The 26,233-nt window shown below is 49.5% G+C and carries 23 protein-coding genes; 6 read left to right on the top strand and 17 right to left on the bottom strand.

Going from position 1 to position 26,233, the window contains the following annotated elements; translation table 11 throughout:
• Positions 1-330: 330 nt before the first annotated feature.
• Positions 331-1,473 carry a PP2C family protein-serine/threonine phosphatase gene (locus AC6B99_RS20375; RefSeq protein ID WP_056037179.1) on the bottom strand — a complete coding sequence of 381 codons (1,143 nt, stop codon included), beginning with the start codon at positions 1,471-1,473 and terminating at the stop codon, positions 331-333.
• 224 nt (positions 1,474-1,697) lie between these two features.
• Between AC6B99_RS20375 and AC6B99_RS20370 the strand changes: the two genes are divergently transcribed.
• Positions 1,698-2,075: a YtxH domain-containing protein gene (locus AC6B99_RS20370; RefSeq protein ID WP_056037182.1), complete on the top strand. Its 378-nt coding sequence runs from the start codon at positions 1,698-1,700 to the stop codon at positions 2,073-2,075.
• 206 nt (positions 2,076-2,281) lie between these two features.
• On the opposite strand, the gene AC6B99_RS20365 is transcribed toward AC6B99_RS20370, so the two are convergent.
• Positions 2,282-3,787 (bottom strand): hypothetical protein, encoded by a 1,506-nt coding sequence (locus tag AC6B99_RS20365; RefSeq protein ID WP_496664083.1) that lies wholly within the window; start codon positions 3,785-3,787, stop codon positions 2,282-2,284.
• 118 nt (positions 3,788-3,905) lie between these two features.
• Between AC6B99_RS20365 and AC6B99_RS20360 the strand changes: the two genes are divergently transcribed.
• Positions 3,906-4,793 (top strand): AraC family transcriptional regulator, encoded by an 888-nt coding sequence (locus tag AC6B99_RS20360; RefSeq protein ID WP_496664082.1) that lies wholly within the window; start codon positions 3,906-3,908, stop codon positions 4,791-4,793.
• 242 nt (positions 4,794-5,035) lie between these two features.
• Here AC6B99_RS20360 and AC6B99_RS20355 read toward each other — a convergent pair whose 3' ends face one another.
• The 10 genes from AC6B99_RS20355 to AC6B99_RS20310 form a co-directional block, all read right to left on the bottom strand.
• Positions 5,036-5,749 carry a Crp/Fnr family transcriptional regulator gene (locus tag AC6B99_RS20355; RefSeq protein ID WP_056037193.1) on the bottom strand — a complete coding sequence of 238 codons (714 nt, stop codon included), beginning with the start codon at positions 5,747-5,749 and terminating at the stop codon, positions 5,036-5,038.
• Positions 5,750-5,833: 84 nt separating this feature from the next.
• Positions 5,834-6,928, bottom strand: a complete 1,095-nt coding sequence (locus AC6B99_RS20350) for a carbohydrate ABC transporter permease (RefSeq protein ID WP_056037194.1) — start codon at positions 6,926-6,928, stop codon at positions 5,834-5,836.
• Complete coding sequence (locus AC6B99_RS20345; RefSeq protein ID WP_056037197.1) at positions 6,928-8,010, bottom strand: carbohydrate ABC transporter permease; 1,083 nt, start codon at positions 8,008-8,010, stop codon at positions 6,928-6,930. Before AC6B99_RS20345 ends, AC6B99_RS20350 begins: the two co-directional genes overlap by 1 nt.
• Before the next feature lie 26 nt (positions 8,011-8,036).
• Positions 8,037-9,458 (bottom strand): ABC transporter substrate-binding protein, encoded by a 1,422-nt coding sequence (locus AC6B99_RS20340; RefSeq protein ID WP_496664081.1) that lies wholly within the window; start codon positions 9,456-9,458, stop codon positions 8,037-8,039.
• 280 nt (positions 9,459-9,738) lie between these two features.
• The gene (locus AC6B99_RS20335; RefSeq protein ID WP_056037200.1) at positions 9,739-10,794 is read right to left on the bottom strand and encodes a LacI family DNA-binding transcriptional regulator; all 1,056 of its coding nucleotides are present in this window, start codon (positions 10,792-10,794) and stop codon (positions 9,739-9,741) included.
• 81 nt (positions 10,795-10,875) lie between these two features.
• Positions 10,876-11,682, bottom strand: coding sequence for an alpha/beta fold hydrolase (locus AC6B99_RS20330; RefSeq protein ID WP_494864159.1), 807 nt, complete (start codon positions 11,680-11,682; stop codon positions 10,876-10,878).
• Positions 11,683-11,773: 91 nt separating this feature from the next.
• On the bottom strand, positions 11,774-13,057 hold the full coding sequence (locus AC6B99_RS20325; RefSeq protein WP_494864158.1) for an AAA family ATPase: 1,284 nt from the start codon (positions 13,055-13,057) through the stop codon (positions 11,774-11,776).
• A 386-nt stretch (positions 13,058-13,443) separates the two neighbouring features.
• Positions 13,444-14,922 carry a serine hydrolase domain-containing protein gene (locus AC6B99_RS20320; protein ID WP_496664080.1) on the bottom strand — a complete coding sequence of 493 codons (1,479 nt, stop codon included), beginning with the start codon at positions 14,920-14,922 and terminating at the stop codon, positions 13,444-13,446.
• A 24-nt stretch (positions 14,923-14,946) separates the two neighbouring features.
• Positions 14,947-15,831: an ROK family protein gene (locus AC6B99_RS20315; protein WP_056037214.1), complete on the bottom strand. Its 885-nt coding sequence runs from the start codon at positions 15,829-15,831 to the stop codon at positions 14,947-14,949.
• A 103-nt stretch (positions 15,832-15,934) separates the two neighbouring features.
• Positions 15,935-16,534, bottom strand: coding sequence for a ribonuclease H-like YkuK family protein (locus AC6B99_RS20310; RefSeq protein WP_494881595.1), 600 nt, complete (start codon positions 16,532-16,534; stop codon positions 15,935-15,937).
• A 256-nt stretch (positions 16,535-16,790) separates the two neighbouring features.
• On the opposite strand from AC6B99_RS20310, the gene AC6B99_RS20305 reads away from it, so the two are divergent.
• On the top strand, positions 16,791-18,104 hold the full coding sequence (locus AC6B99_RS20305) for an ABC transporter substrate-binding protein (RefSeq protein WP_056037217.1): 1,314 nt from the start codon (positions 16,791-16,793) through the stop codon (positions 18,102-18,104).
• Positions 18,105-18,122: 18 nt separating this feature from the next.
• Positions 18,123-19,811 carry a methyl-accepting chemotaxis protein gene (locus AC6B99_RS20300; RefSeq protein ID WP_056037220.1) on the top strand — a complete coding sequence of 563 codons (1,689 nt, stop codon included), beginning with the start codon at positions 18,123-18,125 and terminating at the stop codon, positions 19,809-19,811.
• 147 nt (positions 19,812-19,958) lie between these two features.
• Here AC6B99_RS20300 and AC6B99_RS20295 read toward each other — a convergent pair whose 3' ends face one another.
• On the bottom strand, positions 19,959-20,786 hold the full coding sequence (locus AC6B99_RS20295; RefSeq protein ID WP_056037278.1) for a sugar phosphate isomerase/epimerase family protein: 828 nt from the start codon (positions 20,784-20,786) through the stop codon (positions 19,959-19,961).
• Between the two features lie 327 nt (positions 20,787-21,113).
• On the opposite strand from AC6B99_RS20295, the gene brfA reads away from it, so the two are divergent.
• Complete coding sequence (brfA, locus tag AC6B99_RS20290; RefSeq protein ID WP_155973236.1) at positions 21,114-21,326, top strand: ribosome rescue factor BrfA; 213 nt, start codon at positions 21,114-21,116, stop codon at positions 21,324-21,326.
• 22 nt (positions 21,327-21,348) lie between these two features.
• Here the strand turns inward: brfA and AC6B99_RS20285 are convergent, their stop codons facing one another.
• Both AC6B99_RS20285 and AC6B99_RS20280 read right to left on the bottom strand, forming a co-directional pair.
• Positions 21,349-21,627, bottom strand: a complete 279-nt coding sequence (locus tag AC6B99_RS20285) for a YqkE family protein (RefSeq protein ID WP_056037226.1) — start codon at positions 21,625-21,627, stop codon at positions 21,349-21,351.
• Positions 21,628-21,779: 152 nt separating this feature from the next.
• Positions 21,780-22,067, bottom strand: a complete 288-nt coding sequence (locus tag AC6B99_RS20280; protein WP_056037229.1) for a hypothetical protein — start codon at positions 22,065-22,067, stop codon at positions 21,780-21,782.
• A gap of 265 nt (positions 22,068-22,332) precedes the next feature.
• Between AC6B99_RS20280 and AC6B99_RS20275 the strand changes: the two genes are divergently transcribed.
• Positions 22,333-23,712, top strand: a complete 1,380-nt coding sequence (locus tag AC6B99_RS20275) for a Glu/Leu/Phe/Val family dehydrogenase (protein WP_496664079.1) — start codon at positions 22,333-22,335, stop codon at positions 23,710-23,712.
• Positions 23,713-23,833: 121 nt separating this feature from the next.
• Here the strand turns inward: AC6B99_RS20275 and AC6B99_RS20270 are convergent, their stop codons facing one another.
• Positions 23,834-25,069 (bottom strand): aminopeptidase, encoded by a 1,236-nt coding sequence (locus AC6B99_RS20270; protein WP_496664078.1) that lies wholly within the window; start codon positions 25,067-25,069, stop codon positions 23,834-23,836.
• A gap of 65 nt (positions 25,070-25,134) precedes the next feature.
• Entirely contained in the window at positions 25,135-26,121 is a 987-nt protein-coding gene (locus tag AC6B99_RS20265; RefSeq protein WP_494864154.1) for a Gfo/Idh/MocA family oxidoreductase, read from the bottom strand.
• Positions 26,122-26,233 lie beyond the last annotated feature (112 nt).

The following is a 26,233-nucleotide window of genomic DNA, read 5'->3' as shown; positions in this document are numbered from 1 at the left end:
AATTTTAAGTAGATCATATCAATAACACCGTCACTGCACAAGCGGAGAACTGAGGGCCTGGAAGATCAGCTGCCTGCTTGCCACTTGCGGGATGAAAGCGACTATTACGTTTATCATGCCTACGTTTAAAATGAAATTCTATGCAGCCGATCATGCTGTTCATAACAAAACCAGCATCTGCTGAAATAGTCAGATATCCTTATATTAAACCGTTTGGGATTGATTGAAACAGCTGGCGAGCAACGATTTCAAAATTATTTTTCCGTAAAAGCGTGCTGCCAGCTTTGGGCCTATCATTTCTTTCTATTAGTATCTCGCTCGTATTATCTATTACGCCTTCACTTTTGTTTCGACCGTAACGAGGCATATATCGTCCTGCTGGCTCACCTGTCCTAAACCTTCGAACAAATTCAGCACATGATCCTCAAGCTGTTCCCCATCTTCACCCAGCCTTGCTTGCAGCTGCTGAACGTCATCCTCTTGTCCTTTGGCGAGCTGATCCAGCAGACCATCGGTATAAAGCACGATTTTCACTTGGTTGCGATAAGAAATGCTGCCTTTCTTCACTTCAATGTTATCAAAAAATCCTAAGGCGCAGCAGCCTTCCGTCAGCAGCTGCGGTTTTTGATCCACAAAGGCGATGCCAGCGGGATGCCCGGCATTGACATATTCAATCGTCTGCTCCTTCGTGTCCAGCACATAATAGATAGCGGTAAAATAATAGTTCATCAGTTGATTCGAGCCTTGCAGCTGCATCATTCTCCGGTTCAGCTCAAGCACGACGAGCTCGGGATCGGAAATGCTTTTGATCGTATCCTGCAGCGCCGAATAAATATACATGCACACGAGCGAGGAAGAAATGCCATGGCCCATCATATCAAGCAAAATCACGCCATATTTTCCGCCGCCTAAGCAATACCAGGCATAAAAGTCGCCTGCCAGCTCAGAGGACGGCCGATAAATCGCATCGATTTTCACCCGATCATTGTCTATCGGATCGCTTAATATGCTGCGCTGCACCTGCTTCGCCAAATTCAGCTCGAAGGAAATCCGCTGATCGCGCTCCTTATGCCAATCCTTTTCATATTTAAGACGAAGTGCCGAGCGAATGCGAGCCAGAAGCTCGACCTTATTAATCGGCTTCATGACATAATCGATCGCTCCCGCGTCCAGCGCTTCCGCCAGCTTGTTGGAATCCCCGAGCGCCGTAACAAAAATAACCGGAATATCGCGGTAGCGCTCACTTTCCTGAATGCGCCTGCACGCTTCAATGCCATCGATGCCCGGCATCATTAAATCCATTAGAATGAGAGAAACCGGCGGTTCCGTCGCATTCGGCTCATCTAGCTCCAAAATATCAAACAGCTCCATCGCTGAGGAGGCTGTTGCTAATTTCGTGTATCCGGCTTTTTGCAGTATTTTCTCTATTATGAGCAAATTCGTAGCGTTGTCGTCCACAATTGCAATTCGCATATGTTCGCGCTCCTTTCGTTGCTACAATTTAATCAACCTATTTTTTCAAAGTGAAACGCTCTAGTAGTTATATCATAAACGATAATGCCATTCCATTCCTATATAAAATGATCCCTCCGCATTGTTCGATCGCCACTTCACATATTAAAGCTTGTTTCAAAAATGGCTAGGGAGGTTACTTAGTGACATGAGAGACGATAACCAGATAAGAGGAGAGGATTAATATGTCAAACCCTGTAAATGAAGCAAAATCAAACGGACTGCTAGCGGGAATTCTTATTGGAGGTGCGCTCGGTGCTTTGTCGGCCCTGCTGCTTGCTCCAAAAACAGGCTCCGAGCTGCGAAAATCTCTTTCCAATACCTGCTCAGATTTAACCCAAAAAACGGGCCGCTTAGCTTCCAACATTAGCGAGAAAACTAGCGATCTCGTTTCTACGATAGGCAACAAAACGCAAAGCCTCGCCACTACGGTTCGCGATGAGGCCTCCGACGTAGCCGACCATGCAAAGCAAAGCGCCGAGCATATCATTGGTTCAGTATCAGAGAAGGCTGAAGAGGCGAAGGAAGGCATTAAGGCGCAGCTAGAGGCGCCGAAAGTTTAATCGCACTGCTGCTTAACCTTAACGCTCCTTCATTCATAGGCATATAATAATTTGGTGTTCGAATATTAGGCGTACAAAATAAAGGAGCCTCCTCAGGGATGGCTCCTTTATTTTGTACGCCTTTAAAAGCAAGGATAAGCAAGAAAGCTGCTGTTGCTAAGAAACAGCGCAACTGTCATAGCAGCTGAATATTTTTTAGCTAACGTCTAACCCAGCGCCACATGCTTGATCTGCATCAGCTCCCCAACCTTGCTGAACAGCGAGGCATTATGTCCAATCGACATGGCGCAGTGATGGGTCGGAGCTTCGGCAAACCATGCCGTCATATAATCGTCTGGATGCTGCTTGAATTTTACTGGCGTCTGCGTATTGCCAATACGCATAATCGGTCCATTGGTTGACTCCGCCTCGCTGCTGATCAGCTTAAGCCTGCCATCTCCTGTCTGGGTCAAGTTCAGCGTCGTAATCGGTCCCGTACGTACCTTCGCTTCAACGGATACACCTGTTCCCTGTTTGCCATGATAGAGCCCCATGCCGCGCAATACAGGTCTTCCCTCAGATATGGCAATATGAAACGGTCCATCATGCCCAAGCAAAATCGTTTCATCAACGTAATCGACGACCACAATTTCCGAGAAGCTGCCGCCTGTGCCGAGAATATCGCATATTTTCATAGCGACGGCCGTCTTCAAATCTCCTTCTCCCGAGCAAGGAATACCTCTGGCTGTCAGCAAAGAATGCCCCACAATAAAGCCGCCTTGCAGCTGCTCGTATTCACCGCCCGGCGCACCATGATAATAATAGGTTAGCGCATCCAAATCATATTCGCGTACGAGTTTTTCCTGCGCTGCCGCCACCTTGCACGACCATTCAAGCTGCTCCTCCGTCGGTTTTCTGGCAATCGGATCAGAAGGAGAATCGCCGCTGAGCTGGAACATCGCCAGCACTTCATCCCGCTTGCGCTTCGTTTCCTGCGGCGTAACCGACCTTAGCATGCGATCCAAATCGCACATTTCCAGCACCTCTATATGAAGGCCGGTCTGAGCCTGAAGCATCGTAAAATCGCTATACATGTCCAGCATGCCGCTATACGTATTGCCAAGAAAACCGAAGCGGCTATGGCGCAGCGTGCGCGGAACACCCGCCGCCCTTACCCATTCCTCAATCTCACGCCAGGCGCGAACAGCTTCCTTACGCCCGCTCGTTACCTCATTCGTCAGTGAAATATCCGGTGTATAATCTAGTCCCAGCAAGCCATTTACAACTTTAAATGGTATACCGGCACGATTAAACGCGTTAGCAAGCTCCGGAACCGGACAAGCGCCGCAGTGCGCCAGCCATTCTCCTGTCGTTGAACCTTCATAATTCATTCGCTCGGTCGGCTGCAAATTAAGAAACACGACTGGCGCTTTATTGATTTGATGGATAGGCAATACCGTCGAGCTGGTTGAATACGTAGCGGCATGACAAAACACTAAATCTACATTTTGCGTATTGAGCCATTCTCCCGCGCTGCGCCCCTCGCTTTCCGTATCCACCAGACCATAATTAAATACATCGGCCCACTGGGCGATTTTCTGCTCAATAAATGCCCCATATTGCTCAAGACGCTCGCGCAGGCCGGGGAACTGTTCCCAATACGCGCGCAGGCCAACAGAATACATGCCAATTCTCGGTTTGCGGGCAGGCTTAATCGGTGTCAGCAGTGACATGACGGATCATCCTCTCAGCTGCAATCATGTTTTATATGACTATTGTAAAGGCTTACAATATAATAAACATCAAACAAAGTTGTGCAAAAATAATAGAATCTTGGGGAGGTCTTCATCCATGTCTGCTTATCGTGAAAAAGCCATCCATGCCTGGACGCCTGAATCCGTCCGCTTAGCAGCTACACCATCCGCATTCGCGAAATCCGCTCTTTTTTACATTCAGGAAATCGGGCATTTTCAGGCCTTCGTCCCTTACTATACCGAGCGGGAGCAGCTTGAATCGTTCCTGCTCGTCTATACTTTAGCGGGTGCAGGCCGCTTGACGTACCGTGACGTTACTTATGAGCTGCAGCCTCATCAGTTGTTTTTCATCGATTGCATGAGCTACCAGCATTATGCCGCAAGTTCCGCTGCCGGCGGCAATTGGGAGCTTTTATGGGTACACCTCAACGGCAGCGCCACACGCGGCTACTATGAGCAGTTTGCTGCAAGCAGCACTCCAGTCGTTACGCTCCGGCCAGAGTGCCGGATTCAGGCCTGCCTTACGCAATTGCTGCAAATGAATCGGCAAAAAAGCATACGCACAGAGCTGGCCAGCTCGCTATTGCTTGCTGAGCTTCTAACCGAGATACTGCTTGCCGCGCATGAACCGGAGCTGCTGAGCACAGAGCCTCCGCCCTATATTGCGGCAATCATTGAAAAATTCGAACAGCATTATGCCCAGAAAATGACGCTCGACCAGCTGGCACGCCAGCATGCGGTGAGCAAATACCATCTTGCCAAGCAATTCAAGCGCTATACAGGCTTCTCTCCCCACGAATACGTCATTGGCATTCGTATTTCACAAGCAAAGGAGCTATTGAAGTATTCGGATCAGCCTGTAGCCGATATTGCCCCGCTCGTAGGGATCGACAACGTCAGCCATTTTATCAACCTGTTTAAGGCGAGGGAAGGTGTGACGCCGCTTGCCTACCGTAAACAATGGCAGCCAGCATCTATCCGTTAAGCAGGAATAAAAAAGAAGGCCACCCTCCCAGTAGTGAAACACTACTTTCAGGGCGGCCTCTAGCAAGGCATCATGCTTGCTTAATAGAGAGGGCGCTTCGCTCAGAAGCGCATAATGAATAGGTAATGAATAAACGAGAGGATGACATCACGTCATTATTATTATCTTCTTCTTTTAGATCATAACAACTTCTCCCGCAAAAAAATGTAATCCAAATTACATTTTTGAAAAAATAGTTGCATTCAGCCTTCCTGGGCGATAGGGCCCTCATCGTTCAGCCGGCCATCCTGCTGGATGGCGCCGATGACTTGCAGCTGCTCTTTGTCCAAAATGCTGATTTTTTTGCTCACAATGCGAATATAACCTTCATTTTGCATTTCAAGCAGCACCTTCGTTACCGTCTCCCGCACCGTCCCCGTCATATCAGCAATTTGCTGATGCGTCAGCTTCAGCCCAATCGTCGTTCCGTATTTATCCGACAGCCGCAGCAGCAGCCGCGAAATGCGCGTACGCGCATTCGAAATCGTCAAATCGGTAATAAGCTCATTCGCTTTGCGCAGACGCTCCAGCGTAATGCTCAAAATATGAATCGCAATGCCCGGATTTTCCTTCAGCAGCCCAAAAAACTGTTCGCGCTTCAGCACATAAAGCGTGCTTTTCTCCAATACCTTCGCCGAGGCAGAACGCAGCTTCGTGCTGTCGATCAGCGCCATCTCGCCAAAATAGTCCCCCTCATGGAAAATGGCGAGTATAACCTCGCGATCCTCCTCATGACGGTAAATTTGCACCGCTCCGGCTTTAATCATATACAACTCATCGCCTTCATCCTGCTCCCAGAACAGCTGGGCGCCTTTGGCAAAGGTTCTCGTCACGAACAGCGGAGCGATTGCCGCCAGCTCCAAATCATTCATATGTTCAAAAAAGGGGAAGTTGCGCAAAAATGTAATATCTGACATCCTCAATCTCCTCCTACCCAGCTATTGTACCCAATCTTTCGGGCATACGCACGGGTTTCTTGAAGGAGAGGCGCCACTCGCTGCCTAACCTTTCACCGAGCCGCCCAATAAGCCGCGGACGAAATATTTTTGCAGGGCGAAAAATACGGTTAGCGGCATTAGCATCGAGACGAATGCAGCTGCCGTCAGCAGATGCCAGTCGCTTCCTTTTGACCCTACCATTGCGGCAATTCGCATAGACATGACCTGCACATCCGGCTGACTGCCGATGAACACCAAGGACACTAAATAATCGTTCCAAACCCAGAGAAACTGGAAAATGCCAATGGACGCAATCGCTGGAACCGACAATGGCAGAATGAGCCGTGTAAAAATCGTGAAGTTCGAAGCTCCGTCCATAAACGCCGATTCGAACAGATCTTTGGGCAGCTGGCTAATGAATGTATACATAAAATATATCGTCAGCGGCAAGCCGAAGCCCGTATGCGCAATCCATATGCCCAGGTAGCTGCCATTGAGGCCAAGTGCCGTGTAATCCTTCAAAATCGGGATGAGCGCAACCTGCAGCGGCACAACGAGCATCATAATAACGGCGACAAACATCGATCGCCGTAGTGGAAACCGCAGCCATGCAAAAGCATAAGCAGCAAATGTCGCGATTAGGATCGGAATAATTGTCGATGGAATCGTCACAACCATCGTATTGAGAAAGGCTTTGGAGAGCCCTTCTCCCTTTTGCGATCTAAGCGTGCCATCTGCCTGCATAATTTCAAAGTTTTTGCCCGTCAGCACGCCATTGTAGTTTTCCAGCGTGAAGTTCGTATTCACCTTCCAGTCCGGCTGCTGCACCTGGATCGTACGCGCCCGGCGGTTTTCCCAAATGAGCCTGCTGCCATCCTGCGCCGTGACGCCGCTGCGCAGCTGATCATCGTTAAACAGCTCGCCATTCACCTCAATCGGCTGGCGCAAATCCGTTTCCTTCGGCAGCGTAATCGTCGATTGTGTGACATAATCACGGTGCGGGAATACCGTCCACCAGCCGGTTTGCAAAATATCAACCGCAGGCCGGAACGAGGAGACCAAGAGGCCTACCGTCGGAATAAGCCAGATGAAGCAAATAAAAGCGAGTATGACGTTGACGATCGTTTTCGACATCGTCTTTTTCCGTGTCCGCTTCATCAGAATCCCCCCTGTTTCCGAAACTGCCGCAAATTAATGATGATGACGGGGATAACCGCGATGAGCAGCACAATCGCCAGCGTTGAGCCGTAGCCTGCATTGCGATACATGAAAAACTGGCGGTAAAACTGCGTCGCCACCACTTCCGTATCGTATTGCCCGCCAGTCATGACCATGACGACATCGAAAATTTTCAGCGTAAATACAATAATCGTCGTCGATACCGACAAAATCGTTCCTGAAATGGCCGGAATAATGATGCTACGAAAAATACGAATTTCCCCCGCGCCGTCAATCCGCGCCGCCTCTAGCATATCCTCTGGCACGCCCTTGAGTGCCGCCGAGAACAGCACCATCGCAAACCCCGTCTGCATCCAAATCAGAATGGCGACGAGGAAAAGATTGTTCCAGGGCTGAAGCATGCTGGTGAAAGCCTGCGCTTCCCCTCCGAAGGCGACCACAATCGCATTGAGCAAACCGATCTGCTCATCACCCGGCTTGTAGAAATAAATAAATTTCCAAATGACGCCGGCAGCGACGAACGAAATCGCCATTGGCATAAAGATGATGCCTTTCGCCAGCTTCTCGAAGCTGCTGCGGTCAGCAAGCACGGCAATCAGCAGCCCTAAGCAGATACAGGCGGTAGCGCCAAAAACGACCCACATCAAATTGTTGCGCAGCGCCGTTAACAGCAAGCGATTCGTAAAAACTGCGGCATAATTGGAGAGGCCGACAAACTTCTCCGTGCCCGCATCCATAAGGCTCATATAGAAGGTGCGCAGCGTCGGAATGAGCAGCAGCCATCCGAGCAGCAATGCTGCCGGTCCTACGAAAATAAAGGGCTGGATGCGCCGCTTCCAGATGTCTGGATATTGCTCCACTGCCCAGTTAAACGACCAATAAATCGAATAAACGCCCAGCACTCCCCAAATGATAGCAAGCAAAGCATATAATACAGATGGCAAATTCGTATCGCGCAGAAACAGGTAAATGCTTGAATGCAAAATCGCATTGACGAGCACGACAGCCAGAGTAACGGCAACGTTTCGCGATTTGCTCGTTTTTGGCGTGGAAGCTAGCATGGCCCAGCCCCTCCTTCAATTAAAATTTAATTATTGAAGCCTGACTGAATTTCTTTAAGCGCGCCATCCAAATCAACGGTACCACTAATATAGTCCGTCATGCCTTTCCAGAACGTGCCTGCTCCTACCGAGCCAGGCATAAGGTCAGAGCCATCGAAGCGAAGCGTCGAAGCATTTTTCACCAGCTCGCCCATTCTGCGCTCCACATCTGTTGGATACCAATCAAGGCTTGCATCATTCATTGGCGCGACCACGCCGCCGGACTGCACCCAAGTCTTAATCGATTCGCCTGTCGTGAAAAATTCCATAACCGCACGCACTTCTGGACGGTCGTTATGCATCGCATACAAATCGCCGGCAACGAGTACAGGATTGCCATAGGCCTCATCAATCGACGGCAAATAGAACCAGTCATAATCCTCGCCGGATTTCAAGCCTTCAGGGAAGAAGCTTGTAATAAAGCTGGCTTGGCGATGCAGCCAGGCTTTAGGCGGATGATCGAACATTGGCGTCACTGAATCGCCGAATGAGGTCGTTACAATCGACTTGCGTCCGCCGTATACATAATCGTCGTTCAGCCAAATTTGCGACAGCTTCTCGAATGCATTTTTTACAGCAGGATCCGTAAATGGCAGTTCGCCTTTGACCCATTTGTCATAGTTTTCAGCTGTTGTAGTGCGCAGCATAATATCTTCGATCCAGTCAGTCGCAGGCCAGCCGGTTGCTGCTCCGCTCTCGATGCCAATTGCCCATGCCGGGTCGCCGTCTGCGGCGATTTGCTCGGTTAGCGCCAGCAGCTCATCCCATGTTTTCGGCACAGTATAGCCCGCATCATCAAACTCTTTCTTCGGATACCACACGAGGCTTTTCACGCTGCTGCGGTTCCATACCCCTGCCATTACCGGGCCATCTGGTCCTTGCATCGTCGCCATATCCAGCCAGCTCTGATTGTAGTTGCCATTCAGCTTATCCGCGTCCAAAAATTGCGACACATCGATAACCTTGCCCGATTTCACGAAATTCGCCAGCAGTCCCGGCTGCGGGAAATCGGAAATATCCGGGGCATTGCCGCCATCGATCCGAATAGCAACGGTTGCTTCAAACTCCTTGGAGCCTTCATATTGAATATCGATACCCGTTTGTTCCTCAAACGCCTTGATGCTCTCCTCAAATTTCGCCTGGTCCACATCTACGAATGGGCCAAACATCGTGACTTTGGTACCTTTGTAGCTGCCGGCAAGCGCCTGCTCTAGCGGCGAACCATCTGCGTTTCCTGCCGGCTCCTGCGTAGCTTCCGCACTAGCCTCAGGCGTAGCTGTCGCTGCTGGTTCCTCGCTTGCAGCGCTATTGCTTCCGCCATTTCCACTGCTGCAAGCAGAAACAAGCAGCGCCAAAATGAGAACCATGCTCAGCATAAGCGTATAACCAAACTTAAATGGCTTTTTCAAAAGAACCATCCCCTTATCGTTCATAGTCAAGTGAATCGCAAGTCATTCTCGTTGATGAACGTTCGCCGCATGATGTACGAATGCCAGTTGTACGTCGTTCATGGAAGCTGTCTTCATATGGAGACTATCATCAAAGTGTAACGTTGCATCACTCCCTTCACGATTCAAACAAAATGAGAGGGCAGACGAAACCCCATGCTCCGCCCGAAATGAATACGCTTACATTAAACATATTCAGCAAATGAACCGCGGGTGACAAGAACAGCGAATAGGCATCGGCCTATGCTTTTTTATTCCCAATGCTGTGATGCGACGTATGAGACAATGTATGGGACATAGGCAAAGTAGACTCTCTGACGATTAACTCGTGAGGAAGCCATTCTCTTAGGACGGCAGCTTCTCTTCCTTCGAGCTGCTCATGCATTTTTTCTACAGCTCTCCAACCGATCGCATACATGGGCTGGGCAATCGTCGTCAGCTTCGGTATCGTCATCCAGGACATGCGCAGGTTGTCAAAGCCTACAACGGATACTTGATCGGGAACACGGATTCCGCGGTCATGCAAGCAGGATATGACGCCCATTGCAAATTCATCGGAGCAAGCAAATACAGCAGTTAAGTGTGGGTGTCGGTCGAATAAGCGGGAGGTGGCTGCATATGCTTCTTCAAACCAGTGTGTTGCAAACTCTACGTAGTCTGCACAATGATGGAGGTTGTTTCGTTCGAGAGCCCGGACGAAGCCGTCATGGCGGGTCTGACCTGAGATGGGGTCGGGCAGCGTGAAGCAGATGAGGCCAATATGCTGATGCCCTTGTTCAATTAAATAACTGACCGCTTCGAAAGCGGCTGCCTCCTCGTCAACCTTGACGGATGGAAGCTCGTATTCGAAAGACACGGTAGACACAAGCACGACAGGATAACCGCAAGCTTGCATCGTCTCGTAATACTGCTTCTGGACATAATCGCTGACGAACAATAAACCGTCGGCCTGCTGCTTGTTCAACGTATCCAGATAAGAAATAGTTCGCTCCGGCACTCGGTCCGTATTGCAAATCATCAAATTGTAGCCGAGCTGCTTAGCCGCATCCTCCATGCCGCGAATAATTTCGCCAAAATAAGCATTGCGGATGTCGGGAATGAGAACACCAAGCATTTGCGACTTTTTGAAAATAAGACCTCGGGCCAGCGCATTCGGGTGGTAATTCAAGCTTTCAATCGCTTCTAGCACACGCTGTCGCTTATCCTTCGTGACCGATTCCGGCGCATTCATCACACGGGAAACGGTGCTAATGGATACGTTAGCCATTCTAGCAACGTCGCGGATCGTAGGCTTCATCGCCAAACCATCCTTTATTTTCTTTTTTTGAAAACCTTTTCAACGTCATTATAATGGCTAAAATATCCTTTTGCAACCGTTTTATTTTTGCAGCTTCGAAAGCCAAGCATTGATTGCGGCTGCTACCTCGTCCGCCTGCTCGGATGCCGTTATCGTTGCATCGTTGTCGCCGGACTGCTTGCCATAGGTACCGAAGCCACCGTGATTTCCGCCTTCAATCGATACATATTCGGTCTGATCGGCAGGCAAGTTTTTCTTGGACTGCTCCCACGTTTCCTTGTTCAGCACAGCATCCAGCGTTCCCGTAATTTGCAACGCTGCAAGCTTGCTGCCGCTCAAATCAGCGCCGTCATCGGCATATGCGCCCATGAAAAAGATGCCGGCCAGCTTATTCGGATTCTCTGCTGCATATCTCGCAGCAAAGGCTCCGCCAAGCGAATGCCCGCCGATCACGTAGCTTTCTTCTGGATGCTCCGCTATGTATTCATCTGCGCGGTCCTGCGCAGTGAGCGCCAAGTTAAATGGCATGGAAGCAATATAAACGCGATGTCCAGCTTCTGCGAGACGCCTTGCAAGCGGCGCATAACTTTCCGGCTTCACCAGCCCTCCTGGATAAAAAATAATATTAGGCGAGAGGAGCTCTTTGCCTTCCCCCGGCTCAAAACGGTAGCCATGCTTCAGCTCGCTTACCTGAACCGAGCTGTCGCTATCCAGCGCGGCCAGCGCTTCTTCCAGCGGACTATACGTCTTCGCCTGCAAAAACAAAATAATTCCCAGGATGAGAACAATGACGACAATGGCTGCCCATAACAGCACTCGCTTCCAAGGCGAACGACGGCGTCCACGCGAATGCCGGGATACCGAGATTGCATTTGAACCATAATCCATTTCCGTTTCGACTCTCCTTTCATTTCAGACGTAATCGGATGGCAGCATCCTTTGCCGCCATCCGATTACGTTTATTAGCTGCCAGTCAACCTTAAAGCGGTTGAAAGCCAACCGGCTTCTGTCCCTTGTCAGCCATCCATACTCCACGGCGATCCTTGTCAAAGTCTGTTTTCAGCTCTTCAATGACCCGCTTCAAATCTACACTTTGCTCGTAGTGCTTCTGCAGCGCCGCGGACACATACAGCTCATTGAGCTGGGCAAACGAGAAGCCCTCGGTAAATTTCGCTGCGTCCTCCATAAGTCCATCTGCTTCCTCTGCCAGCCTCCCGAACCCTTTGCGCTGCAAATAGGCGAGCCGCAGCTCTTTATCCGGCAGCTTCATCTCATAGGCCCGGTCGAAACGGCCCGCGCGGTTCATGAGCGCCGGATCGATTTTTTCCGGATAATTCGTCGTTCCGATCAGGAACAGCCCTTCACGGGACGTTGCCCCGTCAAGCGTATTCAGGAAGAAGGAGCGTGCCGAATCCGGCATCGAATCAATATCCTCAATGACGAGAATCATGGGCGCCATTTTCATCGCGGCGGAAAACACCTGTTGTATCGAATCACTCGTCGTATACTCGGTAATTTGCCAGTAGGCAACTGGAGCCTCTACGCTGCCCGCGATTGATTTTACGAGCGTCGTCTTGCCGTTCCCCGGCTTGCCATACAGTAAAATACCTCTTTTGTACGGCACGTTATAGGTTTGGAAAAACTCGCGATCCCTAGAGAAAAACTCATCAATGGAACGATAAATTTGCTGCTTCAAGGAATCGCTCATCATCACCTCGTCGCGTTCTACCATACGCGTAATTTGCTCCTTGCTGCGCTCAAACCCTTCCTTCGTATCGGTGAAAATCGTCACGCGCCGCTCGCTAAGCTGCCGCGCCTGCATCGCTTCGAGAAAAGCACGCATCGTCTCATCATTTTTCGCAAAAATAATATCTTCCGTATTCAGGCCATACTGGCGCAAAAACGGGATGCGCGCGAAAGCTACCTCAAATTCGGGATAAGTAATGACATTATTGCGCAGCGAAGGATTGATCCGGTAATTGGCTTCAGACTTCGAATCCTCAAAGCGGAATGAGCGATCCTCCACCAAGTCGTATATAGCGGCCTCCCGCTTTACCCCTTCGTATCCGCTCGCGAGATCATCCGACACCCAGTCCCACACATCGTCCCCATCATCCTGCATGTACAGCTGCATAGGTGAGTCGAATGCTTCCTCCAGCATGTTCTTAATCGTTTGGACGGCCGTTGCATAATTGAAATAATCATCGGTGGACTGGCCTGCTTCTGCTTTGAAAATATAAGGTTTATACGTTTTGGTAATCATAAATGGGGCATTATCTCCTTTAAAATAGGAATTACGATTGGGCTTGTCCGCCCCTCCCGTCAGGCACAAGGTGAAACGGCTGTCGCCGTCCTCTGGCGGCTTGGCGCGTTTCAGTCCGAGAAATATAGAGAAAGTATGGCGAAATCATATACTTTCCTATATTTGGACAAAAAAAGACCGCAAGCCATCAGCCTACGGTCTTCCTGCATATGAAGAGAAGCTGCCTGCGGCAGAAGCCTATAATAAATAAGCCACTTCCTCTTCATGCTTATGCTTAAAACGGCCCGTAGAGGCCCATGGACATTATACGGCTATGACACAAACGCTTCATGACCAAAGGCCTCCTTTCTCCGCAGCTTCAAGTTTAATAGAATAGTCGTCAAATGCTAGATTGAAAGCCGCTCGCCAGCAAGCTCGCCATGCCGGGTTATAAAATCAAAATGCTTGTAGGCGATCGTAATACGACTGCCGCTGAATGTACATATTACCTCGTCATGATAAGGCGTAAAGATGCGGCAAATATCGAAAACCAGCATGTCGCTGCTCAGCCATGTCGCACGGGATGCTGTGGCTTCATAGGCCAGCTCATTGCCATAATACCATTCTTGATGACCAGAGTCCAGACGATGCGCACCTGCCGCATCGCTCCACATTAAAGTTGTCACTTCTCCGCCAAATGTCAGGCTAAGCTCTGTGACCCCATCCACGTTTGGCTCTACCTCATAACGAATCGTGCCTTCGGCAAATAGAGGGCGTGGCTGCGCAGCGCGCTCCACAAGAACAAGGCTGCCCAGCTTCTCCCGCAAGTCCGCCAGCTCAGCTTTATTTTCTGGCAGCGCATGCGGCAGCATGGCCGGCAGCAAATGCTCCCACATCATGTCCATCACTAGCTGCATATCCTGCACAAAGCTGTTGATGGCAATTACCGCATCCTGCTCCGGCAGGACGACGCAATATTGGCCGAAAGCCCCATCGCCTCTATAGGCGCCATGTCTGCATTGCCAAAATTGATAGCCATAGCCCTGCTGCCAATCCGTGCCGGAGCCTGTTACGACGTCCCCGTGATTGATGTTGTCCACCTGCTTGGCAGTCGCCTGTTCAATCCATTCGGCGGAAATAATCCGCTTGCCGTTAAACATCCCTTTATCCAGCAGCATTTGGCCAAAACGCGCCCAATCCCCCGTTTTCAGCCTGGCTCCCCAGCCCCCAGTAGCTTCGCCATCAGGCGCCGCATCCCATGCTGGACGCTCAATACCGAGCGGCTCAAACAGCCGCGGCATTAAATAGTCCGGCAGATCAAGACCGCTCACCCGCTGTACAAGCGCTGACAGCATATGGCTGGCCCCGCTGTTGTAGAGGAAAAAAGTGCCTGGCTCACGATCAATCGGCTGCTCGAAAAATCCTTTTATCCAATTGCGGTCGGCCCGGTCTCCTACTTTGGGAGTGACGTGATCCGACAACCAGGATTGGAACATATCAAAGCGTGCCGTGTCGTTTGTATGTCCGGTGGACATCGTAAGCAAATGGCGAATTTTAAGCCCGCCCATATTGGCTTTGACCTCCTCGGTCGCTTCCTCGGGAAAATAGTCCAGCACCGCATCCTCCACGGAAAGCAGCCCTTCTTCCACCGCAAAGCCAATCGCCATTGAACTCAGGCTTTTAGTGAGCGAGTAAGCAATATGCTGCCTGTCTGCTTGATAGGGCGTCCACCACCCTTCGGCTACTACATGCCCATGCCGGACAAGCATCAGGCCATGCAGCTCCAACTTATTATCTGCAATGCCTGCCAAAAAAGAACGAATAGCGTTCGAGCTTATTCCCTGACTTTCCGGTGTTGCACGAGGTAATTCATATGGTTTCTGCATGACCGTCTCCTTTTAATGGACTGCTTATTTCCCGCTATTCTTCAAAGCGTCAAGCCCAAGCGCAAGCGAGCCGCATAGTCCGGCATTGTCGCCTAGTCCTGGCGATACGATATAATTTTCAATGTTGTTCAAAATTTCCGACGCCTGCACATAACCGTTCAAGGCGCGTTTCACTTCGGCGTGAATAAGCGGGAACAGCTGCGATTGGTGCATAACACCGCCGCCCAAAATAATTTTACGAGGCGACAGCAGCAAAATGCTGCCCGCTACAGCCTGTGCGATATAAAAAGCTTCCATCTCCCACGCCTTATGCTCTGGCGGAAGCTCTACTGCCTTGACGCCCCAGCGCTTCTCAATAGCAGGACCTGCCGCTACGCCTTCCAGACAGTCGCCATGATAAGGGCAAAAACCATCATAGGTATCCTCAGGATGACGGCGAGTCAATATATGACCGCCCTCCGGGTGCACAAGCCCATGGACCAGCTTGCCCTCCGAATAAACGCCTACACCTACGCCAGTGCCAATCGTATAATAAATGCAGCTGTCCAAACCTTTAGCAGCACCCCACACCGCTTCCCCGTAAGCCGCCGCATTCACATCTGTATCCCAGCCATAAGGCACGTTATAATGCGCTTTCAGCGCGCCAAGAAAATCAAAGTTCCCCCAGCCCGGTTTAGGTGTCGTTGTAACAAACCCGTATTGCGGGCTGGATTTATCAATATTAATCGGACCGAATGTGCCGACGCCAATCGCCTCAACCTGCTTGTCCTTGAAATAGTCGATTACATTCGCCATCGTTATTTCTGGTTTTTCCGTCGGGAAGCTTACCCGATCCTCAATAACGCCATGCTCATTGCCTACACCACATACAAATTTTGTACCGCCTGCCTCAATTGCCCCAATACGCACGATAATCCCTGCTTTCTATTCCTATGATCTAACAGAAATATACCATGCTGGGCAGCTAAGTGCCACAGTATATGCAAGAAAACTTGCCTGAAATATAGCTGCTTCAGAGCAGGCTCCTGCGCTTATAGCGGGGCACCGCTTTTTTCGTAAAACGGTTGGCGTAGGAAGAAGCCGCATAAGAGTCCGGCTTGACCCGCGGGGCATAGGTTCCCATTCCCTGCACCCGCTCTACCATTTCCTGCACATACAGCGAGGTTTCATTAATAGAAGGCACCGTTCCAGCATCAATATCAATGAAATGCGCCAGTGAGGCCCCTTGATACACATAAGGCAGCAGCAAATCCTCCATTCGCTTCAGCACGCCATCCTTGAAATAATAGCCAACCTCCTGCGACAAAACCGTCTCCAGCGTCAGCTTCTCTCTAAGCTTCATCATTTCTCGGGGAACAACCGTTTGGCGGTAGCAGGCCCAGGCCCCATTTCCAATTCTGTGAATGACAACCCCCGTAACAAACTTCGTATACCCGCGAAATACTTGGCTGTCCGTCCCCACTACAAAATGATACGATGCCCGCACATCGCTAGAAATAAAGCTGCAAATCCGCTCACTGACATCCTGAAAGGTTAAGCGGGTTTCGGTCACATTTTGGAACGATAATCCCTCTGGTATAATCAGCTGCTGATTGCTTCCTGCTATGGACACGATCGAAAATTCCTCCCCTTGTGACAAGGTGAAACGGCCGAAAGCCGTCCGCTGGCAGGCGCTCCACTTCGTTGCCGTCCCCCGGCTTCGATGCCAGGTCTTCTTCTAATACCTATGCGAACAGTGCAGCAAAATAGTATTCGCCATCAGTTCAATAAAGTTGGACATGTCAGCTCTAATTAAAAAAATTGTAAATCCGATATAGTAAGTATTAAACAATTTATAAATGGCAAAAAAAGCCGCAAGGGGGAAATAAGTGAAGACAGCTCATAAAATCCGATTCATCATCCTTACTGTCGTCATTGTTGCTTTAATCGCTACTGGCTGCACGAATGAAGGCGCTACTACACAGTCTGAAGCAACAGAAAATGGGCAAAAAACGCTTAAAGTTTATTGGTGGGGCAATGATGGAAGACGTGAAAGAACGCTTAAAGTTATTGATTTATTTGAAAAGCAATATCCAACTATTAAAGTTGAACCAGTAGATGCAACTAACGCCGACTATTGGACACTGCTCGCCATGAAAGCAGCTGATCAAGACTTCCCTGATGTCATCCAAATGGACTATAAATATATAGATGAGTTTGCCAAGCGCAAGCTGATATTGCCCCTGGATGATTTGGCTGCAAACGGCAAGCTTGATCTTTCTGATCTTGATGCAAGCTCGCGCACGACAGGCACAATAGACGACAAGCTTTACGGCGTCGTTACTGGCATAAATGCACTAAGCATGATGTATAACCCGGAAATATTCGAAAAGGCTGGCGTTCCCGTTCCGGAAGCAGGCTATACGTATGAAGATTTCATTCAAACAGCCCGTGATCTTAAAGAAAAAATAAATGAGCCGGACTTTGTCCCAATCGGAACGGATTCGCTCGACTTTGCTTATTACCTCAGACAGCGGGGAGCAAGCTACTATTCCAAGGACGGCAGCTCGCTCGGCTATGATAAGGATGAATATTTATCCGACTTCTTCACGATGGAGAAAATGCTTATCGATGAAGGTCTGATGGCAAGCGTAGCCCTACTTAAAGACCGCTCAGCGGATAAAGATGCGCTTATCGCAAATCAACTCGCTGCTTTCCATAGGCTGACGAGCAACAACGTCGTCTCCTTTACCAACTTGTCAGGCAAAGCATTGAAGCTGCTGCCGCTTCCAGCCTTTAAAGGCGGCTCTGAAGGAAACTATGTCAAGCCTTCGATGTATTTCTCGATCTCTGCCTATACGAAGCTGCAGGATGAAGCAGCTTTATTCGTTGACTTTTTCTTCAACAATTTTGAAGCGAATGAAATTTTGCTTGGCGAACGCGGTGTTCCTGCCACAGCCAAGGTGCGCGAGCATCTGCTCAGCACAATGAAGGAAACCGATAAAGAGCAATACACGTACATGGGTGAAGTTGAGAAAAATTCAAGCCCGCTTGATCCGCCAGTTCCCCTAACATCCAGCAGCATCAACACATTGTTCACCAAAATTAGAAATCAAACGCTGCTTGGGCAAATTACGCCGGTTGAAGCCGCAAAACAATTCCGGGACGGCGCGAATGAAATTTTCGCAGATGCCGCTTCTTAGGGGAAAGGACAATAACCGATGAAACTAACGATTAGTAAAAAGCTTTACGGCGGATTTTTCTCGATTCTGCTGCTGCTCATTGTGATCGCTACTCTCAACTATGTGGAGATTGGCTCGATTAACAGCACCTATCAGAAGCTGCTTCAGGAACGCGCCCATAGTGTCAGTCTCGTCAAAGATTTAAGCCTCGCTATTAAAAATGAAAACTTGAACATTACTGGCTATCTTCTGATGAATGACGAAGCGGAAATCGACGCCTACCGTGATTCCGTTCGTCGTTATAACGAAGTCAGCCAGCAACTGCAGGGCATGACAACCGATTCAAATGACTGGCTGCTGCTGCAAGGACTCGATTTGCTTCAGCAAAGCTATACGAGCAATGCCGAGGAAATGATTGAATTTAAGAAACAGAATAAAGTAGAGGATTATATGCGCCTCGCAGCCAAAAACGAACCGATTATCAGTAAATTTATGGAAACGGCAGACCGTTTCGTTCTAGAACAAGAAGAGGTGCTTCGCCTAAGCTCGGAGGACACCTCGTCCAAAGTGGCAAGCACGAAGCTGATGGTTCTCATTATTTCGCTGCTCACGATTGTTGTAGGCCTTGCTATTGCATATTTCATCAGCCGGATGATTACGGTGCCCATTGTTCGAATTACTGCCGTCGCAGAGCGAATTGCGAATGGGGATTTGACAAGCGAAGCCGTTAAGGTGAAAAATCGGGATGAACTAGGCGTTTTAGCCGCATCTTTTAATTCGATGTCGCAAAATTTACGCCATTTGATTGAGCAAGTGTCACAAAATGCACTGCAAGTTGCAGCTTCGTCCGAGCAGTTAACTGCCGGGGCTGAACAGACGACTAAAGCAACCGAGCAGGTCGTTGAAATTATTGAGCAGGTAGCAGGAGGCTCCGAGGAGCAAATTAAAGCTGTTCAGGAAAGCGTAGCTTTTGTGAACAATATGTCAGTGGAGGCGAGCGGCATTGCGGCGAGCGCCCTTCAGGTTTCGGAGAAATCGCGGGCAGCTGCTCAGACTGCCGTAGATGGAACAGTGGCGGTACAATCCGCTGTCGAGCAAATGGGCCATATTCAGTCTACGGTGCAAAATATTGCGGAGGACGTTAGCATTTTAGGCTCACGCTCCGATGAAATCGGCAAAATCGTCGAGGTAATCGCGGGCATTGCCCAGCAAACGAATCTGCTGGCGCTTAACGCCGCGATTGAAGCTGCACGCGCGGGAGAAGCAGGACGCGGCTTCGCTGTCGTCTCCGCAGAGGTTCGCAAGCTGGCTGAGCAATCGACTGAGTCCAGCCAGCAAATTGCGGTGCTCGTCCGTTCCATTCAGTCGGATACAGAGCGTACCGTCCAATCCGTTCATGACGGCAAGGAAGTCGTACAAGCAGGGATTGCAGCGGTATCTGCGGCGGGTGAGTCCTTTAACAACATCAAGCAAGCCGTTAATTCCGTGACCTTGCAAATCCACTCGGTATCCGAAGCCTCCCAGCAAATGTCCGAGGATACGAATAAGCTGGCGGCTTCCCTGCAAGGCGTAGCCGAGGTAGCAGAAGAAACGTCCTCCGGCGCAATAAGCGTATCGGCCGCAACCGAGCAGCAGCTCGCAACGATGGAGGAAATCACCTCCTCGTCCCAAGCGCTCGCTAAAATGTCCGAAGAGCTGCTGCAATTCGTTAAGGATGTTAAGCTTTAGAGATCTAAAGGTTAAAAGTTTAAAGATGTAACAGTATCGCAATTAATAAGCGCACGAAAAAAAAGGTTGAATTGGGCATTTGTCCAATTCAACCTTTTTAATTAATTAGACCTATTTTCCATTGAGAATGAAAAGGATGCCTGAAAGCTAAGCGTATTCTGAACGAATGCGCTCAATATAGCTTTTAGAAAACGCCATTTGCTCCTCGCTCGCCGTCTCCATAATAATATGAACGCCCGGCTTGTACTTATTAAGCAGGCGCATATACAGGCTGTAATTCATTTCGCCATAGCCCGCCGGAACCGTCTGCAGCTCTCCATTCGCATCGGGTTTGCGGTCCTTCGCATGAGCGCCAATAATCCGGTCGCCAAGCAGGGCGAATGCTTCTTCAATCACTTCGTCCTGACGGGCGAAGTTTTCCGTCGTCAGCAAATTGCCTGGATCGATCACGACGCCAACATGCGAGGACGGAATCTGTTGCAGAAAAGCGTGCAGCTCCGCCGCCGTGCCAATTAAATGGCTGCTGGCTGCCTCGATGCCAATGAATACGCCCCATTTTTCCGCTTCCTCTATAAGCTCTTGAACCGTCGATTTAAGTGTCTTCCAGTCCTGCTCCGTATAAACGCCGTCTGGATGGGTTCCCGTCTCAAAAGCAACCATAGGCGCGCCGAGCAGACGTGCGTAGCGGATCAGCTCCTTAAAGCGCTCTATATTTTCGCGAAGCTTCTGCTCATCGCGCTCAAAGAAATGCAAATAGCAGCCAAGCACGGAGATCGATACGCCATTTTTGCGAAGCTCCTCCGCTATCGACATCGCGAGCCCCGGAGTCAGCTTGCCCGGTTTATTTAAATCAACATCATTAATAGCCTTCCACATTGCCAGCTGGATATGGCTGAATCCGGCAGCGCCCACCTTCTCAGCCAGCTCCCGGTAAGACAAGCTCCCAAATAAATGTGCCAATACGCCTACGGACATTTCCTTCACCCTTTCTTTTTTCGCAACAGCAAGATACAAGATGATGTGCTTGCGCCTCTATTCAGTATAACGAAGTTAACCGCTGTGCAGGCGCTAAACAGCCTAATATAACGGTTAATTGAACATTTTCACCTGATTTTTGACGTCTAGCCAGTCAGTTATGATGACGCTTACTTTTTCGGCTCGTCTATTGACTGTAACGCAGGCCACAAAGTCTGTCAATTGGAAGCAGCCGATCCTTTCCTAAGCACCATTTTCAGCATATAATAGAAGCAGGTGCTTTGAAGCATCGGGCACCACATACGCAGGCAAAACAGGAGGAAAACGATGATGGCAATGAGCAAAGCGAAGAAAGCAAGACAAAAGCTGGCCCAAAGAGGACTAATGAATCCCGAACAGCTGCGGGGAAGCTGGAATGGCGTGAAGCCTGGTGAACGAAAAACGCCTACTCTGCAAGAGCGAGTAAATAAACTGCATACGAAACACAAAAGGAATCACGCAGGCAGAAGCGATGATTCCTTTTGTATTTATTGCGCCTGACAGGCAACAGCGCGATACTTCTTTATTTGTATTTTTTCCAGTCGCCCGGCTTGCTGTTGTTCAGCAAATATTCCATATCATTTTCCAGCCGCTTCTGCTCCTGCTTCCGCGCTTCATTCGCCTTCTGGGCGGCATCCTGCTTCTTCTGCTCCTCCGCTGCCTTCAGCGCATTCGACTGCTCCTTGAGCTTGCTCAGGACATCAGCACTCAGCAAATCCTTCAAGGTAGCCTGCTGGCTATCCGCCGCGTCCGCTTTCGGCTTGCTCGCATGCGGAGCTGCCTGCCGATTTTTTTTCGCCATCGTTAACACCTCTATTTCCATGCAGTCTCATAGCCTTTCATTGTCGTTTATTATAGCATGATTTGGGCAAAATGAAAGACGCCCCTCGCCGCATGGCAGCGGGTTGGAGCGCCATTTGTTTACCTGCTTGACGCAGGCTGCTTTAAATATTATTAAGAGTAGTTGCCTTCGGAAATGCCTGCTATAATAGCAGCACCGAATACTAAGAAAAAGAAAATGTATAAAACGATACCGATTGCAGCCCACAACAATGAAGCCTTGGCATAGTTCGACTTGCTGATTTTTGTATTGCCTCCAAAAGCCCAGACGAACAGCATAATAATGTTCACGAGCGGAATAGCGCAGAGCAGAATAGTAATCATCCACTCTTTAAAGCTTACCGGCTCCGCCAAATGATTTTGCTGCTGATAGCCATTCTGATTTTGATATTGTTGTTCCATGACCTTTTCACTTCTCCCTCTATTTATCTAATGTTATTTTCTCTTGCTCTGTACATGTTAACGAGGAAAGCGACATATTTCAACATACTTTTGGATTATTTTCCATTTGTGAAATAGGCTTTAAGCACTAAAAAATATAATTTTTATTACGTAATACCTATATTACATTTTGGATTACTCTCCTTGCTATGTTAAAATGATGTAGGTGCCCCACCCGGCTCCATGTACTACAATCTTCGTTACCCACACTGGAGGTCGAATAAACATGTCAAACCAAACTGGCACAATCGTTCAGCAATCGTTGCATGCATTATCGGGAGACTCCTCCTTTTTGTCCGATTTACAAGGAAAGCACCGGGATCAGGCTTTCCTGTCTTTAGCTGCTATTTTATCCACGCCAAACAAGGTGAATAAAGCTTTTTTACGCATTACGATGGATGATGGCGACGTCGTTCGCATACCGGCCTACCGCATCCAGCATAACGATACACTTGGCCCATACAAAGGCGGCATTCGTTTCCACGAGTCCGTAAATGAAGAAGAGGTTACCAATCTGGCAGCCTTGATGACGCTCAAAAATGCGCTGCACGACGTTCCGTTCGGCGGCGGCAAAGGCGGCGTCGGCATTAATCCGCGCCATTATTCAGCGAAAGAGCTATACATTATATGCAAAAAATACGTCCAATATTTTACCGATATTCTCGGCCCGGAAAAGGATATTCCCGCGCCCGATATGGGAACCGGCGAACGCGAGATGGACTGGATGATGGCCGAATATAAAAATATCCATCCCGGCAAACCGTATCTCGGCAGCTTCACTGGCAAAAGCGTCATTAACGGCGGCTCATTAGGACGCCGGGAAGCGACAGGCAAAGGCGTTTATTTCACGTTCCGCTATATGCTGCATGATTTTCTTAAAGTGCACCGCGGCTATTTGACCAACAGCTCTAATCCGTTTGCTGCCAATGTACTCGCCCAAGCGGAAAAATCGCTTTCCATCGCCGTTCAAGGCTTCGGCAATGTCGGCTCCATCGCCGCGTTGGAAGCGCATAAATGCACCTATCTCAACAACAAGGTCGTGGCAGTCAGCGACCGCAATGTAACGCTTTACAATGCCGATGGCCTATCGATTCCGGCACTTATTGACTTCGCTAATCACCATCAAGGCGATTTGCCTAAGACGAAGGAAGAGCTTGCTGAGCTTGAGCTCAAAGCAGACATTTTGGAACGTGAGGAAGTGCTGTATCTGGATGTCGATGTGCTCGTGCTGGCCGCGCTGGAGGAGCAGGTTCGCGAGGATAATGTAGATAAAGTGAAAGCCAAGGTCATCGTCGAAGGGGCAAATGCGCCGATAACGGGCGAAGCTGACCAGAAGCTGTCCGACAATGGCGTTATTATTATTCCCGACATTTTGGCCAATGCTGGCGGCGTTATCGTCTCTTATTTCGAATGGCTGCAAGGCCGTGAAACGCAATATTTGACCGAAGAGCAGGTGCATCGCATGCTGTTTGAGAAAATGCAAAGCACACTCGGCTCCATATTGCCCTCTTTCTTTAGCGCCAACTTCACGCTGCGGCAAAATTGCTATAATCATTCGGTGATGAAGCTGTCGACGGTTCTGTACCGCCAAGGCAAGCTATACTAGGCTTAGCTGAGGTAACCTAACCGCTATCATGCACGGATCAGGTAACAAAACGAAAAAACAGGCCCGAAGCTGCAACATGCAGCTCCGAGCCTGTCTTTGTTTCATGCTTATTTTTCACGTCTTAAAACGCCCAGTTGCCTTTGCGGAATACAGGAACGACTGTACCGTCGGCTTGAATGCCATCAATATCCATGTCGGCAGAGCCAATCATGAAATCATTATGTGTCAAGCTCGCATTAACGCCGTTTGCTTCCAGCTCTTCTGGCGACATTTTTTTGCCGCCTTCAATATTGAAGGCATAGCCGCTGCCGATCGCCAAATGGTTCGAAGCATTTTCATCAAACAGCGTATTGTAGAACAAAATATTCGACTCCGAAATCGGGGAATGATGCGGCACCAGTGCAACCTCGCCCAAATAACGCGCGCCCTCATCCGTATCAATCAGCTTTTGCAAAATCGCTTCGCCTTCCTCCGCCTCAGCCTTCACAATACGTCCGTTCTCGAAGGTCAGCTTAAAACGGTCAATGATGTTGCCGCCATAGCTGAGCGGTTTTGTGCTCGACACATAACCATTAACGCCGGTTTTCAGCGGCACGGTGAACACTTCCTCCGTCGGCATATTCGCCATAAACGGAACATTTTGCTCGTTTTCGCTGCCAGCCGCAACCCATAGATGCTTGTCATGCAGCTCAATTGTCAAATCCGTGCCCGGAGCGGTGTAATGCAGCTTTTTAAAATGGTAGTTGTTCAGCGCCTCGCCCTTGCTTCCAAGCGCTCTGTTATGCTCCTGCCAAGCCGCAACCGGATCTTCCGCATGCAGACGCACCGCCTTGAAAATCGCTTCCCACAGCAGCTCGACAGCTTGCTCGCCCTCCGCCTGCGGGAACACCTTCTTCGCCCAGTCCTTGGCCGCTGCCGCAACGACTGTCCAGCTCACCTTGTCCGCTTGAATCGCTCTGCGGAATTCCTTCAGCCCTGCTCCCGCCGCCTTCTGGTAGTTGGAAATACGCTGCGTGTCGATCCCTTTCAGCAGATCCGGGCTGGAGGAAACGATTGAAATAAATGCGGCGCCCTTATCAACAAACTCCTGGCGCTTCGCTGTTTCCCATTGCGGGAAATGCTCAAAAATTTCAGCGCCCGCTTTTTCATATTTTAATCTGGATAACTGGTCATCCGTCCAATCAATATGTACATTGCTTGCTCCAGCTGCATAAGCCTTCTCTGCGACGAGACGCACTAGAGGCGCCGCCTCAATCGCTCCCGTCACGAATACCGCCTGTCCCTGCTGGACATTTACACCTATTTTCACAATAATCTCAGCATATTTCTCCAATTGAACTACAAATGCATCGCTCATTCCAAGTCTCCTTTATCTCTATAAAATAGGTCCATCCACATTCCAGTTACTTCCTTACATCCATATTATAGCCGATCTGCAGGGAAAACAAGCCCGATCTGGCTGCGCGCCTCATCCAGCACCTCAAGTACAGCAAGCGAGTTCGCAAGCGTATTAATATCCGATTCATGCTGGCCGCTCTGAATGAGCCGAATAAATGCCTCAGCCTCATACACCATCACATTTTCCGCCTGCGGCACCGTCAGCTCCTCCACTTTGCCATTACGGTATTCGATGCGCACCTGATTCGGGTAGCTAATATTTTCAATGATCATATTGCCCGCTTCTCCTTGGATTTCCGCTGGAAGCTGGGAATTGGAAATTTTGGAGTGCAGCACGGCCGCATCCATTCCATCATATTGCAGCAGCAGACTGCCCTTGCCGTCCACACCGGACTCCAGCATAACGGCACTTGCTTTTACTTTATTCGGCTTGCCGAACAATGAGACCAGCGGGTAAACACTGTAAATGCCAATGTCCATCAGCGAGCCATTCGAAAACTCCGGTTTGAATGCGTTCATGACATTGCCTTCTTTGTACGCATCATAACGTGAAGAATATTGACAATAGGATGCAAAATAACCCCGAATGGCTCCCAGCTTAGGCAGGTGCTCGCGAATAACTGCGAAGTTCGGCACGAACGTCGATTTCATCGCCTCCATAAGAAGCACATTATTTTCTTTGGCCGCTGCGATCATTTCCCGCATTTCCCGGGCGTTTGAAGCAATGGGCTTCTCGACAAGCACATGCTTGCCATGCTTCATGCAGGTGATGGCATGCTGAGCATGATGCGAGGTAGGGCTTGCGATATATACAGCGTCCACCTGATCGCTCTTTGCCATCTCCTCCAAATCTGTGAACGTATGCGGGATATTATATTTACTCGCAAATTCAGCCGCCCGCTCTGACGTTCGCGAATATACGGCCGCTAAAGCAAAATCCTCCAGCCCGCGTGCCGCTTCAATAAAGGAATCTGTAATTTTATTGGTGCCAATTAGGCCAAAACGTATCATAAGCTTATTCCTCACTATCTCATCTTGATTTGTTCCTCTTATTCTACCACTACAGCCGGCGAAAAAAAATAAAAGCCGACTGCCCGCGCATCCATCTGCACGAACTGTCGAC

The sequence above is a fragment of the Paenibacillus liaoningensis genome (assembly GCF_059609455.1).
This window is presented reverse-complemented; position numbering and strand designations above follow the sequence as displayed.

Coding starts and splice junctions, on each gene's coding strand:
- AC6B99_RS20270 (WP_496664078.1), bottom strand. CDS start 25,069: ATGAGCGATGCATTTGTAGTTCAATTGGAGAAATATGCTGAGATTATT.
- AC6B99_RS20295 (WP_056037278.1), bottom strand. CDS start 20,786: ATGTCCGTAGGCGTATTGGCACATTTATTTGGGAGCTTGTCTTACCGG.
- AC6B99_RS20275 (WP_496664079.1), top strand. CDS start 22,333: ATGTCAAACCAAACTGGCACAATCGTTCAGCAATCGTTGCATGCATTA.
- AC6B99_RS20265 (WP_494864154.1), bottom strand. CDS start 26,121: ATGATACGTTTTGGCCTAATTGGCACCAATAAAATTACAGATTCCTTT.
- AC6B99_RS20350 (WP_056037194.1), bottom strand. CDS start 6,928: ATGAAGCGGACACGGAAAAAGACGATGTCGAAAACGATCGTCAACGTC.
- AC6B99_RS20320 (WP_496664080.1), bottom strand. CDS start 14,922: ATGCAGAAACCATATGAATTACCTCGTGCAACACCGGAAAGTCAGGGA.
- AC6B99_RS20325 (WP_494864158.1), bottom strand. CDS start 13,057: ATGATTACCAAAACGTATAAACCTTATATTTTCAAAGCAGAAGCAGGC.
- AC6B99_RS20345 (WP_056037197.1), bottom strand. CDS start 8,010: ATGCTAGCTTCCACGCCAAAAACGAGCAAATCGCGAAACGTTGCCGTT.
- AC6B99_RS20280 (WP_056037229.1), bottom strand. CDS start 22,067: ATGGAACAACAATATCAAAATCAGAATGGCTATCAGCAGCAAAATCAT.
- brfA (WP_155973236.1), top strand. CDS start 21,114: ATGATGGCAATGAGCAAAGCGAAGAAAGCAAGACAAAAGCTGGCCCAA.
- AC6B99_RS20355 (WP_056037193.1), bottom strand. CDS start 5,749: ATGTCAGATATTACATTTTTGCGCAACTTCCCCTTTTTTGAACATATG.
- AC6B99_RS20335 (WP_056037200.1), bottom strand. CDS start 10,794: ATGAAGCCTACGATCCGCGACGTTGCTAGAATGGCTAACGTATCCATT.
- AC6B99_RS20375 (WP_056037179.1), bottom strand. CDS start 1,473: ATGCGAATTGCAATTGTGGACGACAACGCTACGAATTTGCTCATAATA.
- AC6B99_RS20360 (WP_496664082.1), top strand. CDS start 3,906: ATGTCTGCTTATCGTGAAAAAGCCATCCATGCCTGGACGCCTGAATCC.
- AC6B99_RS20365 (WP_496664083.1), bottom strand. CDS start 3,787: ATGTCACTGCTGACACCGATTAAGCCTGCCCGCAAACCGAGAATTGGC.
- AC6B99_RS20370 (WP_056037182.1), top strand. CDS start 1,698: ATGTCAAACCCTGTAAATGAAGCAAAATCAAACGGACTGCTAGCGGGA.
- AC6B99_RS20330 (WP_494864159.1), bottom strand. CDS start 11,682: ATGGATTATGGTTCAAATGCAATCTCGGTATCCCGGCATTCGCGTGGA.
- AC6B99_RS20300 (WP_056037220.1), top strand. CDS start 18,123: ATGAAACTAACGATTAGTAAAAAGCTTTACGGCGGATTTTTCTCGATT.
- AC6B99_RS20285 (WP_056037226.1), bottom strand. CDS start 21,627: ATGGCGAAAAAAAATCGGCAGGCAGCTCCGCATGCGAGCAAGCCGAAA.